General features: G+C 72.4%; 11 protein-coding genes and 1 riboswitch. Of the genes, 3 read left to right on the top strand and 8 right to left on the bottom strand.

Annotated elements, in window-relative coordinates; genetic code table 11:
• Positions 1-19: 19 nt before the first annotated feature.
• From Cba03nite_RS31810 to Cba03nite_RS31800, 3 genes are all read right to left on the bottom strand, one after another.
• Positions 20-1,039, bottom strand: a complete 1,020-nt coding sequence (locus tag Cba03nite_RS31810; protein ID WP_203754267.1) for a ribonucleotide-diphosphate reductase subunit beta — start codon at positions 1,037-1,039, stop codon at positions 20-22.
• On the bottom strand, positions 1,030-3,483 hold the full coding sequence (locus Cba03nite_RS31805; RefSeq protein WP_203754264.1) for a ribonucleoside-diphosphate reductase subunit alpha: 2,454 nt from the start codon (positions 3,481-3,483) through the stop codon (positions 1,030-1,032). Before Cba03nite_RS31805 ends, Cba03nite_RS31810 begins: the two co-directional genes overlap by 10 nt.
• Before the next feature lie 158 nt (positions 3,484-3,641).
• Positions 3,642-3,853: riboswitch (cobalamin riboswitch) on the bottom strand.
• A gap of 157 nt (positions 3,854-4,010) precedes the next feature.
• Entirely contained in the window at positions 4,011-4,469 is a 459-nt protein-coding gene (locus Cba03nite_RS31800; RefSeq protein ID WP_203754261.1) for a rhodanese-like domain-containing protein, read from the bottom strand.
• Between the two features lie 98 nt (positions 4,470-4,567).
• Here Cba03nite_RS31800 and ftrA point away from each other — a divergent pair, with 98 nt between their 5' ends.
• Positions 4,568-5,554 carry a transcriptional regulator FtrA gene (ftrA, locus tag Cba03nite_RS31795; protein WP_203754258.1) on the top strand — a complete coding sequence of 329 codons (987 nt, stop codon included), beginning with the start codon at positions 4,568-4,570 and terminating at the stop codon, positions 5,552-5,554.
• Between the two features lie 9 nt (positions 5,555-5,563).
• On the opposite strand, the gene Cba03nite_RS31790 is transcribed toward ftrA, so the two are convergent.
• Positions 5,564-7,588 carry an AfsR/SARP family transcriptional regulator gene (locus tag Cba03nite_RS31790; RefSeq protein WP_203754255.1) on the bottom strand — a complete coding sequence of 675 codons (2,025 nt, stop codon included), beginning with the start codon at positions 7,586-7,588 and terminating at the stop codon, positions 5,564-5,566.
• Positions 7,589-7,756: 168 nt separating this feature from the next.
• Between Cba03nite_RS31790 and Cba03nite_RS31785 the strand changes: the two genes are divergently transcribed.
• On the top strand, positions 7,757-8,629 hold the full coding sequence (locus Cba03nite_RS31785) for a M23 family metallopeptidase (protein ID WP_203754252.1): 873 nt from the start codon (positions 7,757-7,759) through the stop codon (positions 8,627-8,629).
• A gap of 22 nt (positions 8,630-8,651) precedes the next feature.
• Positions 8,652-9,428: a M23 family metallopeptidase gene (locus Cba03nite_RS31780; protein WP_203754249.1), complete on the top strand. Its 777-nt coding sequence runs from the start codon at positions 8,652-8,654 to the stop codon at positions 9,426-9,428.
• Between the two features lie 330 nt (positions 9,429-9,758).
• Here the strand turns inward: Cba03nite_RS31780 and Cba03nite_RS31775 are convergent, their stop codons facing one another.
• The 4 genes from Cba03nite_RS31775 to Cba03nite_RS31760 form a co-directional block, all read right to left on the bottom strand.
• The gene (locus Cba03nite_RS31775; protein WP_239126156.1) at positions 9,759-10,631 is read right to left on the bottom strand and encodes a phytoene/squalene synthase family protein; all 873 of its coding nucleotides are present in this window, start codon (positions 10,629-10,631) and stop codon (positions 9,759-9,761) included.
• A 395-nt stretch (positions 10,632-11,026) separates the two neighbouring features.
• Positions 11,027-12,031: a sugar phosphate isomerase/epimerase family protein gene (locus Cba03nite_RS31770; RefSeq protein ID WP_203754243.1), complete on the bottom strand. Its 1,005-nt coding sequence runs from the start codon at positions 12,029-12,031 to the stop codon at positions 11,027-11,029.
• Between the two features lie 104 nt (positions 12,032-12,135).
• Positions 12,136-13,305: a Gfo/Idh/MocA family protein gene (locus tag Cba03nite_RS31765; protein WP_203754421.1), complete on the bottom strand. Its 1,170-nt coding sequence runs from the start codon at positions 13,303-13,305 to the stop codon at positions 12,136-12,138.
• A gap of 90 nt (positions 13,306-13,395) precedes the next feature.
• Positions 13,396-14,451 (bottom strand): substrate-binding domain-containing protein, encoded by a 1,056-nt coding sequence (locus Cba03nite_RS31760; protein ID WP_203754240.1) that lies wholly within the window; start codon positions 14,449-14,451, stop codon positions 13,396-13,398.
• Positions 14,452-14,498: the final 47 nt, after the last annotated feature.

Genomic DNA, 14,498 nt, shown 5'->3' with positions numbered 1-14,498 from the left:
ACTGGTTCTCTTGCTTGGGTCAGAAGTCCTCGTCGAGGGTGACCGTGCCGGGCACGGCCACCTGGTACGCCGTCACCCGGCGCTCGAAGAAGTTGGCCAGCTCCTGCACGTCCTGCAGCGCCATGAACGGGAACGGGTTGGCCGCGCCGAACCGGGCGGGCAGGCCGAGCCGGGCCAGCCGCTGGTCGGCGACGTACTGCAGGTACTGCCGCATGTCGGCCAGGGTCATGCCGGGCAGCCCGGCCCCGCACAGGTCCTCGGCGAAGGCCAGCTCGGCGTCGACCGCCTCCTCCATCATCCGGGTGACCGCCTTGCCCATGTCCTCGTCGAACAGGTCCGGCTCCTCGGCGCGCACCGTGTCGACCACGGCGAACGCGAAGTCCATGTGCATCGACTCGTCGCGGAACACCCAGTTGGTGCCCGCGGCCAGCCCGTCCAGCAGGCCGCGCGAGCGCAGCCAGTACACGTACGCGAAGGCGCCGTAGAAGAACAGGCCCTCGATGCAGGCGGCGAAGCAGATGAGGTTGAGCAGGAAGCGGCGCCGCTCGTCGGCGGTGCGCAGCGCGGGCAGGTCGAAGACCGAGTCGATCCACTCGAAGCAGAAGTTCGCCTTGCGGGCGATCGAGGGGATGTTCTCCACCGCCGCGAACGCCTTCGCCCGCTCCTCGTCGTCGGGCAGGTAGGTGTCCAGCAGGGTCAGGTAGAACTGCACGTGCACCGCCTCCTCGAAGAGCTGGCGGCTCAGGTAGAGCCGGGCCTCCGGGGCGTTGATGTGGCGGTACAGGTTCAGCACCAGGTTGTTGGCGACGATGGTGTCGCCCGTGGCGAAGAACGCGACCAGGCGGTTCACCAGGTGCCGCTCGCCCTCGGACAGCCCGGCCAGGTCGGGCAGGTCGCTGCCGAGGTCGACCTCCTCGACGGTCCAGGTGTTGCGGATGGCGGCGCGGTAGCGCTCGTAGAAGTCCGGGTAGCGCATCGGCCGCAAGGTCAGGTCGAGACCGGCGTCGAGCAGCATCTTCTTCGGGGTGGTCACTGGCATGCCTCGCAGATCTCCGGGTTCTCCAGGTTCAGGTCGATCAGGCTGCTCGCGGTGCGCAGCGGCTGCGCGGGCGCGGCGGCGGGCGCGGCCGCCTTGCGCACCGTGGTCTGGGCGATCGCGGTGGCGGGGCGGGAGCGCAGGTAGTAGGTGGTCTTCAGGCCCTTGCGCCAGGCGTAGGCGTACATCGAGGAGAGCTTGCCGATCTCCGGGGCGGCCATGAACAGGTTCAGCGACTGCGACTGGTCGATGTACGGCATCCGTGCCGCGGCCAGGTCGATCAGCGCCCGCTGCGGCAGCTCCCACGCGGTGCGGAAGCGCCGCCGCAGCTCCGCCGGGATCTCCTCGATGCCGGCCACCGAACCCTCGGCCGCCAGCACGCGGTCGCGCACCGCGGCCGTCCACAGGCCGCGCGCCTTCAGCTCCTCCACCAGGTAGCGGTTCACCTGGAGGAACTCGCCGGACAGGGTCTCGCGCTTGAACACGTTGGCCACCGGCGGCTCGATGCACTCGGCGCTGCCCGCGATCGAGGCGATGGTCGCCGTCGGCGCGATCGCGATCAGCAGCGAGTTGCGCAGCCCGGTGCGGGCCACCTTCGCGTGCAGCTCGTCCCACGCCCACGGCCGGGTGGACACCGCGTCCGGGAAGTGGTCGGCGTGCAGCACGCCGCGCGCGGCGCGGGTGTCCCCGTACGCCGGGTGCACACCCAGCTCGACGGCCAGGTCGGCGCTGGCGTCGTACGCGGCCAGCGCGATCTCCTCCGCGATGCGGGTGGACAGCGCCAGCGCCTCGGGCGAGTCGAAGTCCAGGCCCAGCGCGAAGAACACGTCGGCCAGGCCCATCACGCCCAGGCCGACCGGCCGCCAGCGGTTGTTGGCCCCGGCCGCCTCGCCCGTCGGGTAGTAGGACAGGTCGATCGAGCGGTCCAGCATCCGCACGGCGACGCGCACGGTGTCGGCCAGCGCCGCGAAGTCCACGCCGTCCGGGCCCAGGTGCGCGGCCAGGTTGATCGAGCCGAGGTTGCACACGGCGGTCTCGCCGTCGCTGGTGACCTCCAGGATCTCGGTGCACAGGTTGGACAGGTGCACCGTGTTGCCCGGCACGGCGGTCTGGTTGCAGGTGCGGTTGGCCGCGTCCTTGAACGTCATCCAGCCGTTGCCGGTCTGCGCGAGGGTGCGCATCATGCGGCCGTACAGCTCCCGGGCCGGGACGGTGCGCACCGCGCGCCCGGCGGCCTCGGCCGCCCGGTACGCCCGGTCGAAGTCGTCGCCCCACAGGTCCACCAGCTCGGGCACGTCCTTCGGGTCGAACAGCGACCACGCCGTGTCCGCCTCCACCCGGCGCATGAACTCGTCCGGCACCCAGTTGGCCAGGTGCAGGTTGTGAGTGCGCCGGCTCTCCTCCCCGGTCGAGTCGCGCAGCTGCAGGAACTCGTCCAGGTCGGCGTGCCAGGTCTCCAGGTAGACACAGGCCGCGCCCTTGCGGCGGCCGCCCTGGTTGACCGCGGCCACGCTGGCGTCCAGCGTGCGCAGCCACGGCACGATGCCGTTGGACAGCCCGTTGGTGCCGCGGATCAGCGAGCCCCGGGACCGGATCCGGCTCCACGACACCCCGATACCCCCGGCGTACTTGGACAGCCGGGCCGCCTGGGCGTAGCGCTCGTAGATCGACTCCAGCTCGTCGCGCGGCGAGTCCAGCAGGAAGCAGCTGCTCAGCTGCGGGCGCCGGGCCCCGGCGTTGAACAGCGTCGGCGAGCTGGGCAGGTACGCCAGGCGGCTGAGCTTCGCGTACACCCGCGCGACCTCGGCCGTGCTGCCCGGCAGGCGGCGCCCGGCGGTGCCCGCGTCGCCGACCTCGCCCATCAGCCCGCAGGACACCCGCAGCAGGAAGTGCTGCGGCGTCTCCACGACCCTGCGGGTCACCGGGTGGCGCAGCAGGTAGCGGTCGTAGACGGTGCGCAGGCCGAAGTACTCGAAGCGGTCGTCGGCGGCCGGGTCGACGAGCTCCCCCAGCTCGTCGGCGTGCGCCGCGACGAACGCGGCCAGGTCGTCGGCGAGCAGCCCGGCCTCGTGCGCGACCCGCACCGAGCCGGCGAAGTCGTGTACGCCCTGGGTGGCGGCCTCCTCGGCGACGTGCACCGCGAGCAGCCGCGCCGCGAGGCGGCTGTATCCGGGCTCCTGCACCACCAGCGCGGCGGCGGTCTCGACGGCGCGCAGCCGCAGGTCGGCCTCGGTCGCTCCGGGCCAGATCCCCGCGGCCACCGGGTTGAGCACCGCCCGGTGGTCCACGTCGGGCAGTCCCCGCGCGGCCTCGGCGAGCAGCGCCCCCAGCGCCGTGGTGAGCGTCGTCGCCTCCTCGGGCGGCGTGCCCGGCCCGCCGGACCCGGAGATGCCGGTGGCGGTCGTGTTGCGGAAGGTTGTGCTGGTCAAGCGTGCGCTCCCCCTCATCGAGCGCGGGAGGGCACGCGAACAGCACTCATCCTGAGCCGGATGGGCACGGTCCACCGTGGACCGTCCCGCGCGGCCCGGTGTCCTCGGCCCGCTCCGGTCCGGACGGACCGACGGGTCGGGGGCGCGTCGCGGGCTGGGCCGCGGCGCGCACGCCGGCAGGTCTTCGGGCTCATGGGCGCGGCCGACCGGCCCGGCTCCCGCCGCGCCGCACGTCGACCCCCTACGCCGTCGCTTCCCAGGCCGGACGGCCCAGTGCTGCTCCGCGCCCTCTTCGCGGGAGGGCGCGGGACGGCTTCGTTCCCACTCACCGCTGCGGGGCAGCTCCGGAATCGCACCGGATTCCCTCAGCGCGAGACCGCCTCACGACGGCTCGCGCGCACCCCTCGACCCGGTGCTTGAGGGCACCGGAGGGGTGGACCAGCGATGGATTCACACTACATCTAGTGGCACCGCGAGGAAAGCGACCCCATATGAAGTTCGGCGTGTCATCGATGGTCCATCCCGACAGTCGTCGATGGACGCGCTCAGCAGGCGCAGGCGGCGCCGCTCGCGGGCGCCGTCAGCGGGTCCACGTCGTGTTTCTGCAACCCGAGCAGGCCCTGCGTGTCGAAGCCCTCGCGCACCCAGTACTCGTACCCGCCGAGCATCTCCTTGACCTGATAGCCCAGCCGGGCGAAGGCCAGTGCGGCCCGGGTGGCGCCGTTGCAGCCGGGCCCCCAGCAGTAGGTGACGACGACGCTGCCGGCGGGCACCACCTCGGCCGCCCGGCTCGCGATCTCCGCCGTGGGCAGGTGCACCGCGCCGGGAAGGTGGCCCTGCTCCCACGCCTCCAGCGAGCGCGAGTCGACCAGGACGAAGCCCGCCCCACCCGACGCCAGGTCGGCGTGCACATCGGACACGTCGGCCTCGAACGACAGGCGGGCGGCGAAGTGGGCGGCGGCGACGTCGGCGGCGGCCGGCGGGGTGCTGAGAACGGCGGACATGAGCTGCTCCTCTACGGCTCGATCAACTACGTCCATCCTCGGCGGGCCGGGCTTCGCGGACGAGTGGCGGTAACGCCGCTGTTCGCTAAGATCTCGCCATGGGTACGCCGCTGACGCTGGAGACCCGGCCCCGGCACCGGATCGCGGTGCTGGCGTTCGCCGGGATGGCCCCGTTCGAGCTGGGCTGCGTGGTCGAGGTGTTCGGCCTGCCCCGCCCGGAGCTGGACGTGCCCTGGTACGACCTGGCCGTCTGCGCCGAGACGCCCGACCCGCTGCCCGCCGTCGGCGGCTTCACCATCACCGCCCGGCACGGCCTGGACGTGCTCGCCGCGGCCGACACCGTGATCGTCCCCGGCGTCGCCGACGTGCACGCCCCGGTCTCCCCCGCCCTGGTCACGGCGCTGCGCACGGCGGCCGGGCGGGGCGCCCGCATCGTGTCCATCTGCTCCGGCGCGTTCGCGCTGGCCGCTGCCGGACTGCTGGACGGCCGCGCCGCCACCACGCACTGGCGCTACGCCCCGCTGCTGCGCGAGCGGCACCCGCTGGTCGACGTCACCCCCGACGTGCTGTACGTGGACAGCGGCCAGGTGGTCACCAGCGCGGGCAGCGCCGCCGGGCTGGACCTCTGCCTGCACCTGGTGCGCCGCGACCACGGCGCGCAGATCGCCAACACGGTGGCCCGGCGGCTGGTGCTGCCGCCGCACCGCGACGGCGGGCAGGCCCAGTTCATCGAGCTGCCCGTGCGCGACGTGGTCGACGACGACGGGGTGGCCCGCGCGATGGCGTGGGCGCTGGACCACCTCACCGAGCCGCTGACGGTCAACCTGCTCGCCGCGCACGCCCGGATGTCGCCGCGCAGCTTCCTGCGCCACTTCGCCCGGCACACCGGCACCAGCCCGATCCGGTGGCTCATCGAGCAGCGGGTGGCCGCCAGCCTGCCGCTGCTGGAGACCTCCGACTCCCCCGTCGAGCAGGTCGCCGCCGCCGTCGGCTTCGACTCCCCCGCCACCTTCCGCCACCACTTCAGCCGGTGTATGCGCACGTCGCCGTCGTCATACCGCCGCACCTTCCGCACCCGGCCCTGACCGCGGCCGTCAGAAGGGCATGCGGGTCATCTCGACGGTGGACTGGAGGCGGCGGGCCTCGGCGAGGTAGGCGTCGGACAGGCCGTAGCGGGCGTCGCCGCGGTGGAGTTCGCCCAGGCGGCGGGAGGTCTGCGCCTGGGCGCGCCGGTCGCCGATCCGCTCGAAGATCTCCAGCGCCTGGGTGAGCCGCCGCACCGCGACCTCCGGCGCCTCCAGCGCGGCCAGGTCGGTCAGGCAGTACGCCTCACAGTGCGCGTCGCCGAGCACCGCGAAGCGGTCCAGCGCGGCGGTCAGGTCGGCGCGCGCGTGCGCCAGGTCGCCGCTGCGCAGGCGGGCCAGGCCAAGCTGGCGGGTGAGCAGCGCGGACCGGTGCGCGTCGCCGATCTCGTCGGCCAGCCGCAGCCCGGTGCCGAAGTCGCGGAACGCCTCGGCGAGGTCGCCGCGGGCCAGCCACACCATGCCGAGCGCGCCCAGCGCGTACGCCTCGCCGTGGCGGTGCCCGAGCATCCGGTACGCCTCCAGGGCCTGCCGGTAGCAGTCCAGCGCGTCGTCCAGCTCGCCCCGGATGCGGTGCCCGGTGCCCAGCCCGGCCAGCGCCGCTGCCTGCCCGCACAGGTTGCCCAGCCGCGCGAACAGCAGCCGGGACCGGCTGAACGCCTCCGCCGCCTCCTCGTAGTGATCGCGGTAGAGGTGCAGCTGGCCCAGGCCGCGCAGGGTCACCGCCTCGCCGAGCAGGTTGCCGCCCGCCCGGCACGCGGCCAGCGCGGTGCGGTGCGTCTGCTCCCACTCGGCGGTGTGCCCGCCCATGTCGCACCAGGCCACCATGGCGTGCGCCAGCTCCCAGGCCAGATCGGACAGCCCGTTGCCCGCGGCGGCCTCGACCGCGCCGAGCAGCGCCTGCCGCTCCGCGGCGAACCAGCGCACCGGGTCGCCCGTCAGCTCCGCCGCGTCCGGCACCGGCCAGCGCGGCGCGACGGTCAGCCCCGGCCCGAACACCTGCGGCGGCAGCCCGCCCGCGGCCCGCTCGGCCAGGCTCAGGTAGCCGCCGAGCGCGCGGGCCAGCGCCGCGCCGATCGCCTCGCCGGGCAGGTCCGGCGCGAGCAGCCCGACCAGCACGGGCAGGCCGTACCGGGCCTGGCCCAGCTCGTCCGGGCCGGCCGGGCGCAGCAGGCGGGCCCGGTCCAGCGAGGCGAGCACCTCCGTCGCGTCCGGACGGTCGAGCAGGGCGGCGGTCACCCAGCCCGGCACCGAGGGCACCGCGAGCCGGGCCAGCCCGCGCAGCACCAGCGCGGCGGCGCCGTCCAGCCGGGCACCGAACGGCAGCGGACCCTCCTCCTCGACCAGCAGCGTGCGGTGCAGGCGGCGCAGCGGCTCGCCCGGTTCGACGCCCAGCTCCTCGGTGAGCGTGCGGCGCGCGGCCGCGTACGCCGACAGCGCCTCCGCCCGGTGGCCCGCGTCGCGCAGCGCCGTCACCAGCAGCTGCCACGCCTCCTCGCGCAGCGGCTCCTCGCCGACCAGCCGGCGCAGCTCGTCGACGGCCGCGGCGGGCTGCCCGGCCTCGATGCGCAGCCGCGCCCGGCTCTGCCGGACCGAGCGGTGCCGCTCGACCAGCCGGTCGATCTCGGTGCGCCACAGCGGGGACGCCGGCAGGTTCTCCAGCGGCTCGCCGCGCCACAGCTCCAGCGCGGCGGCCAGCCCGGCCGGGTCGCCGCCCCGCGCATGCTCCTCGAAGCGCAGCAGGTCCAGCTCGTCCGGGCACAGCTCCAGCCGGTAGCCGGGCGGCTGGCGGCGCAGCCGGTCCCCGAGACAGGTGCGCAGCGCGCTCACGTACGTCTGCACATTGGCCAGTGCCGAGCGGGGCGGATCCTGCGGCCACAGCACCTCGATCAGGTGGTCGACCGACACGGTGCGGCCGTGGTGCAGCGCCAGCGTCGCCAGCAGCTGGCGCGGTTTCACACCACCCACGGAAGCGGCCACCCCGTCGCACGTCAGCTCGAAGGTGCCCAGGATGCGCAGTTCCAGCCGGTCCGCCATCGCCCCAACCACTCACGATCCGTGATCGATCGCCTGAGCCTACGCGTGCTCGGCCGATCGGACCAGAGCGCTCGGCTGAACGGCTGTAGTGGTTCTGGAGAAACGTTGGAGCACGTGTCGCAACGCTGTGCACACCCTGTCCACCACCCCACGGAAGGGAACGGCCACATGCGACCACTCAAGCTCCTGTCCGGCGCCGCCGCGCTGCTCCTCGGCGTGACGAGCGCGGTCCTGCTCGGCTCGCCCGCTCATGCCGCACCCGCGTTCCAGCTGCCGTTCCCCTGCGGCCAGACCTGGAACGGCAACAGCACCAACAGCAGCGCCCACGTCTCGTGGGAGATCGACTTCAACCGGGGCTCCACCGCCACGGCCGACCTGGGTGACACCGTGGTCGCCGCCGCGGCGGGCACCGTCGAGGTCTCCGCGCACCAGGGCTCCGTCAACGGGTACGGCAACCTGATCGTCATCGACCACGGCGGCGGCTACTTCACCTACTACGCCCACCTCGACAGCCGGGCGGTCGTCGCCGGGCAGTCCGTGCTGCGCGGCCAGGCCATCGGCGCGCTGGGCAACACCAGCAAGCCCGGCAACAACATCTCCCCGCACCTGCACTACGAGGTGCGCTACCCGGACCGCTCGCAGTCGCACATCATCAAGGCCGTCTTCAACGGCAGCACCTTCGGCTACGGCTCGGCCAACGTGACCAGCAACAACTGCGCCACGTCGTACGACCCGGCCGAGGTCTGCGGCGCCGGCTTCCAGATGATCGACTCGGTCAAGCTCGGCAGCGCGGGCACCGCGAACCTGCTGTGGAAGGGCTCGACCGGCCAGAACTGCGTCACGACGCTGAAGATGACCAGCGTCGGCACCCCCACCGCCGTCAGCGCGTTCCTGGAACCGCAGGGGGCGAGCAGAACCACCGACTCCGGCAGCTTCTCCTACTACGCCGGGCCGGTCATCCGCACCGCCCCCGGCTGCGTGAAATGGGGCGGCAGCGCCGGTGGCACCACCTACACCTCCGGTTTCGAACACTGCGCCTGACCTCTCACCCCGAGGAGAACCCATGCTCAAGCGCGTCCTGGGGCTGGCCACCGCCGCCCTGGCCATCGGCGCGGCCGTGCTGGTCGAAGCAAGCCCGGCCATGGCCGCCCCGACCTTCAAGGTCCCGTTCCCGTGCAACCAGGTCTGGTCCGGCCAGACCCGCACCAACCACAGCCCCGCCAACGCCATCGACTTCAACCGCACCGACGACCTCGGCGACCCCGTCGTGGCCAGCGCCCCGGGCACTGTGGACGTCGTCACCAACCTCGGTGACACCAGCTACGGCAAGTACGTCCGGATCAACCACGGCAGCGGCTGGACCACCTACTACGCGCACCTGAACTCGTTCAACGTGTCGGTGGGCCAGACCGTCAAGTACGGCACCGTGATCGGGTACGTCGGCACCACCGGCGGCTCGACCGGCCCCCACCTGCACTACGAGCAGCGCTCCGGCGGCTCCGCCGTCCAGATCAAGTTCAACGGCGTGACCGCGCTCTACTGGGGCACCAAGAACTACACCAGTGACAACGGCTGCGGCGGTGGGGCGGCGCAGGGCACCGTCAACACCGCGGGCTCGCCGCTGACGATCCGCTCGGGCCCCGGCACCGGCTACGCCTCCGTGGGCACCGTCGCCGACGGCGCGACCGTCTCCATCCAGTGCCAGACCACCGGCACCTCGGTCACCGGCACCTACGGCACCAGCACCATCTGGGACCGCATCGGCTCGGGCAAGTTCATCTCCGACGCCTACGTCTACACCGGCTACGACGGCTTCATCCCCGGCGTCCCCCGCTGCTAGACAAGGAAGGGCACCTTCTTAACGCTATGCGTATAGGAAGGTGCCCTTCTTAACGCCTCGCCCCCGCGGGGTCGAGCGGTCGGCCGGGTTGATCGCGAGTTCGTGTCCAAAGGTGGGGCCTGACCCCAGTTTCGGACACGAAACGCCGATCTTGCCGCGAACAGCCCGGCGGCTAGGCCAGGCGGGCGCGGAACGGCCGGACAGGCGGGCGGCCGGGCAGGCGGGCAGGCGGGCAGGCGGGCAGGCGGGCAGGCGGGCCGAGCTTGCGTGCGGAAGGGTTCGCCGAGGCCACAGCCGCAGCCACAGCCACAGCCACAGCCACAGCGGGTGCTACCGCCCCAGCAGACCACGTGCCAGCAGCGCGGCCCGGCGCCGCCCCGGCACGACCGCGCGCCGCGCGAACACGTCGTGATCCGCGCGCTCGATCTCGTCGAGAATCGCGCCGTAGACCAGGTAGGCGGTCCGCACGCACCTCCTGGACGCGCCGGACAGCATCCCGACCCCGGGCAGCGCGGCGGCGTAGTGCCCCCGCGCCCGGGTGATTTCATAAGCGATCAGCCGCTTGATCCTCGGCGTCGCCCGCCCGGCCGCCGCAGCGGCGCGCAGCTCACCCTCGTCGACGCCGAACCGGGCCAGGTCCTCCTGCGGCAGGTACACCCGGTCCCGGGCCAAATCCTCGGCGACGTCGCGCAGGAAGTTGGTGAGCTGGAACGCCAGCCCGAGCTGCCGCGCGGGCTCACGTGCCGCCTCCGGATCGGCGGGGCCGAGTACCGGCAGCATCAGCGTGCCGATCACCGCCGCCGAGCCCTCCATGTAGCGCAGCAGCGCCGGATAGTCGGCGTAATGCCGCACCGTCAGATCCATCGCCATGGAGCAGAGGAACGCGGTGAAGTCGGCCGGGTCCAGCCGGAGCACCCGCGCGGTATGCAGCACAGCCGGAAGCAGCGGATCGTCGACCGGCTCGCCGTGCAGCCCGGCGTGCAGCCGCGCGGACAGCTCGCCCAGCCGCCGGGCGCGCTCGGCGGGTGCCGTGGCGTCGAGACTGTCGACGATCTCGTCGGCGTGGCGGGCGAACCCGTAGAGCGCGTGCACGTGCGGCCGCTTCCAGGCGGGCAGCAGCCGGGTGGCCAGGTAGTAGGTCCGGCCGTGGCGCCGGTGGAGGTCCGCGCAGCGCCGGTAGGCGTCCGCCAGCGCCCTCGGCACGGTCCTCGGGTCGGCTGCATCGACGGCGTCGGCGGCTGACCCGGGACCTTCCGTGGCGGGAGTCACGGCCTCCGCCGGACCAGCCTGCCGCACCGGCACTCTCCCGCCCCTTGTCCTGCCGACGGCGAGTCCGCCCAGGCCAGGGCCCATCTTAGGCGGGCGCCATGACGCCTCCCCACCCGGCCGGACCCTCGATGATCGCCGTCTCATGTCAGAACCTCGGCTCACACCACAGGTTCCGACACGAGGTCGCGATCAACCCCGGCGGACCGCCCGGCCCGCCATCGTGAGGCGTTAAGAAGGGCACCTTCCTATACGCATAGCGTTAAGAAGGTGCCCTTCCTTATCTCAGGCCCGCCGGCCGGCACGTGGGCACCGGCCGGCGGGGGCCGGGGTCAGTCCGAGCTGAAGGCCGCGTCGAACGAGGCGGTGGGCGGGTCGAAGAGGAGGTTGCGTACGAACTGCAGCGCCTGGGGAGCCCCGACGAGCCGGTCCATGCCCGCGTCCTCCCACTCGATCGAGATCGGGCCGTCGTAGCCGATCGAGTTCAGTGCGCGGAAGCAGTCCTCCCAGGGGACGTCGCCGTGGCCGGTGGACACGAAGTCCCAGCCGCGGCGCAGGTCGGCCCAGGGCAGGTGCGAGGACAGGATGCCCCGGCGCCCGTCGCCCATGCGCACCTTGGTGTCCTTGCAGTCCACGTGGTAGATGCGGTCGGCGAAGTCGAGGATGAAGCCGACCGGGTCGCAGCCCTGCCACACCATGTGCGACGGGTCCCAGTTCAGGCCGAACGCGGGCCGGTTGCCCAGCGCGTCCAGCGTACGGCGGGTGGTGTGGTAGTCGTACGCGATCTCGCTCGGGTGCACCTCGTGTGCGAAGCGCACGCCGACCTCGTCGTACACGTCGAGGATGGGGTGCCAGCGCCGCGCGAACTCCTCGTACCCCGCGTCGATCATCGAGGCCGGGACCGGCGGGAACATGGCCACGAAGTGCCAGATCGGCGAGCCGGTGAAGCCGACGACGACGTTCACGCCGAGCTTGGCGGCGGCGCGGGCGGTGTCGGCCATCTCGGCGGCGGCGCGCTGGCGCACGCCCTCGGGCTCACCGTCGCCCCAGATCCGGGCGGGCAGGATCGCCTTGTGCCGCTCGTCGATCGGGTTGTCACAGACGGCCTGTCCGACCAGGTGGTTGGAGATCGCGTGCACGCTCAGGCCGTACTTGTCGAGCTGCGCCCGCTTGCGCGCGATGTAGGTGTCGTCCGACAGCGCCTTGTCGACCTCGAAGTGGTCGCCCCAGCAGGCGATCTCGAGTCCGTCGTAACCCCACTCGGACGCGAGGCGGCAGACCTCCTCGAACGGGAGGTCTGCCCACTGGCCGGTGAACAGGGTGATGGGTCGGGGCATGGATACGCTCCCTTTCGGTATGCCCGTGGGGCGAGACGTTCATGGGTGAGAGGGCCGGTCGGTCGGCGTCCGACCGGCCCTCCCACGTCGGGGGTGGTGCGGGCTCAGGCCGCGTACTGCGGCTGAGCCACCTGCGTCCAGGTCGAACCGGACGCCGCCGACCGCTGCACCGCGTCGAGCACGAGCTGGACGCCGAGCGCCTCCTCGAACGACGGGTGGGGGTCGGTGCCCTCCGCCACCGCCTGCACGAAGTCCCGTGCCTGGTGGGTGAAGGAGTGCTCGTAGCCGATGATGTGACCCGGCGGCCACCAGGCCGACAGGTACGGGTGCTCCGGCTCGGTGACCAGGATCCGGTTGAACCCCTGCTCCGCGGCCGGCAAGGTGGCGTCGTAGAACTCCAGCTCGTTGAGGCGCTCCAGGTCGAAGACCAGGGAGCCGAGCGAGCCGTTGATCTCGACGCGCAGCCCGTTCTTGCGGCCCATCGCGAAGCGGCTCGCCTCGTACGTGGCGATCGCCCCGCCGGACAGCCGCGCCGTGAACACCGCGGCGTCGTCGACGGTGACCTGCCCGTACGCCTGGCCGTCCGCGGCCGAGCTGGCGGCCAGGCCGCTCATCTCGGTGGGGATGGGCCGCTCCTTGACGAACGTCTCGGTCAGCGCGCTGACGCCGGTGATGCGCTGCCCGGTGATGTGCTGGGTGAGGTCGATGATGTGGGCGCCGATGTCGCCCAGCGCACCGGACCCGGCCCGCTCCTGCTGCAGCCGCCAGACCAGCGGGAAGTTCGGATCGGTGATCCAGTCCTGCAGGTACACGGCCCGCACGTGCCGGATCACCCCGAGGCGGCCGGCGGCGATCATCTGACGCATCAGCGCCGCCGCCGGCACGCGCCGGTAGTTGAACCCGCACAGCGTACGGATGCCCGACTCCCGGGCCGCGGTCGCGGCATCGACCATCGCCTGGGCCTCGGCCACGTTGTTGGCCAGCGGCTTCTCGCACATCACGTGCTTGCCCGCGGCGAGGGCGGCGATGGTGATCTCGGCGTGGCTGTCGCCGGGCGTGCAGACGTCGATCACGTCGATGTCGTCCCGGGCGATCAGCTCACGCCAGTCCGTGACGTAGCCGTCCCAGCCGAGACGGTCGGCCGCCTCGGCGACCTTGGCTTCGTCACGGCCGCAGACCGCGGCCATCCGGACCCGCAGGGGCAGGTCGAACGCACGGTTCACGGTGCGCCACGCCTGTGAGTGCGCGGCCCCCATGAACGCGTAGCCGACCATGCCGACCCGCAGCTCCTTGTTGTCGATTGTGGACACGGAGTGGGCTCCCGTCGTTACCGTGCCCGCTGGTGCGGGCGATCCATGTCGGGCTTAGAAACCGAGCTTCAGGTAGGTGCTCGCGTTCTCTTTCGTGATCGTCTCGGAGGCCAGGATGATCTCCTTCGGCACCTGCAGCTCGACCAGGTCCGACATGCCCTTGCCCTGGCCGATGAGGCGGGCCAGCGAGATGGCCGAGGAGGCCATCGACGGGCTGTAGGTGACCGTGGCCTTGAGCACGGTGTTGTCGGCGGCGATGTCCTCGATCGCCTTCTTGGAGCCGGCGCCGCCGACCATGAAGAACTCGCTGCGGTTGGCCGCCGAGATGGCCGCCAGCACACCGATGCCCTGGTCGTCGTCGTGGTTCCAGATGGCGTCGATCTTGGGCAGCGCCTGGAGCAGGTTCTGGCCCTCCTTCTGGCCGCTGTCGGCGGTGAAACGCGCCGCGCGCCGGTTGGTGACGGAGAAGCCGTAGGTGGCCAGCGCGGCCTTGAAGCCCGCGCTGCGCTCCTGGGTCAGCTCCAGCTCGTCCATGCCGGCGATCTCACCGATGACCGGCGCGGCCACGCCCTTGGCCTTGAGCGCCTTGCCGATGTAGTGACCGGCGGCCACGCCCATGCCGTAGTTGTCGCCCTTGATCTGCAGGCGGTACGCCAGCGCGTCGGGGAAGGCGCGGTCCAGGTTGACGACCGGGATGCCGGCCTCCATGGCCTTGAGGCCGAACGCGTTGAGCTCCTTGCCGTCGTGCGGGAGCAGCACGATGACGTCGGGCTTCTCGGCGATCAGGGTCTCCAGCGCGGCACGCTGCGCGGCAGCGTCCTTGCCGGCCTCGACCTGCTTGAAGGTCACGTCGCTGTACGCCCCGGCCTGCGCCTTGGCGTTGTTGGTGATCGCCGCGATCCAGCCGTGGTCGGCGGCCGGGGCGGAGAACCCGATGGTCACGGCCTTGCCGGCCGCGGCGTTCGGGTTGGACGTGTCGGCGCCCTTGGTCTGCGCGGCGTTCGGCTCGGCCTCGTTGCTGGTGCACGCGGTGAGCAGAGCGCCGGCGGCCAGCGCGGTGCCGCCGAAGAGAAGCCGGCGGCGGGACGCGTCCGGAATGTGCTTGGTCATCACGACCTCCTGGTCGTCGCGAGGGTGTGTTCGGTCCGGCGGCCGTC

It is taken from the genome of Catellatospora bangladeshensis (assembly GCF_016862575.1).
GTDB lineage: Bacteria > Actinomycetota > Actinomycetes > Mycobacteriales > Micromonosporaceae > Catellatospora > Catellatospora bangladeshensis.
The sequence above is the reverse complement of the archived record's forward strand: the minus strand, read 5'-3'. Positions and strand labels throughout refer to the sequence as shown.

What these genes read in the sequence shown, in the direction of transcription:
- Cba03nite_RS31810 (WP_203754267.1), bottom strand. Translation starts at nt 1,039, where the DNA reads ATGCCAGTGACCACCCCGAAGAAGATGCTGCTCGACGCCGGTCTCGAC.
- Cba03nite_RS31805 (WP_203754264.1), bottom strand. Translation starts at nt 3,483, where the DNA reads ATGAGGGGGAGCGCACGCTTGACCAGCACAACCTTCCGCAACACGACC.
- Cba03nite_RS31800 (WP_203754261.1), bottom strand. Translation starts at nt 4,469, where the DNA reads ATGTCCGCCGTTCTCAGCACCCCGCCGGCCGCCGCCGACGTCGCCGCC.
- ftrA (WP_203754258.1), top strand. Translation starts at nt 4,568, where the DNA reads ATGGGTACGCCGCTGACGCTGGAGACCCGGCCCCGGCACCGGATCGCG.
- Cba03nite_RS31790 (WP_203754255.1), bottom strand. Translation starts at nt 7,588, where the DNA reads ATGGCGGACCGGCTGGAACTGCGCATCCTGGGCACCTTCGAGCTGACG.
- Cba03nite_RS31785 (WP_203754252.1), top strand. Translation starts at nt 7,757, where the DNA reads ATGCGACCACTCAAGCTCCTGTCCGGCGCCGCCGCGCTGCTCCTCGGC.
- Cba03nite_RS31780 (WP_203754249.1), top strand. Translation starts at nt 8,652, where the DNA reads ATGCTCAAGCGCGTCCTGGGGCTGGCCACCGCCGCCCTGGCCATCGGC.
- Cba03nite_RS31770 (WP_203754243.1), bottom strand. Translation starts at nt 12,031, where the DNA reads ATGCCCCGACCCATCACCCTGTTCACCGGCCAGTGGGCAGACCTCCCG.
- Cba03nite_RS31765 (WP_203754421.1), bottom strand. Translation starts at nt 13,305, where the DNA reads ATGGTCGGCTACGCGTTCATGGGGGCCGCGCACTCACAGGCGTGGCGC.
- Cba03nite_RS31760 (WP_203754240.1), bottom strand. Translation starts at nt 14,451, where the DNA reads ATGACCAAGCACATTCCGGACGCGTCCCGCCGCCGGCTTCTCTTCGGC.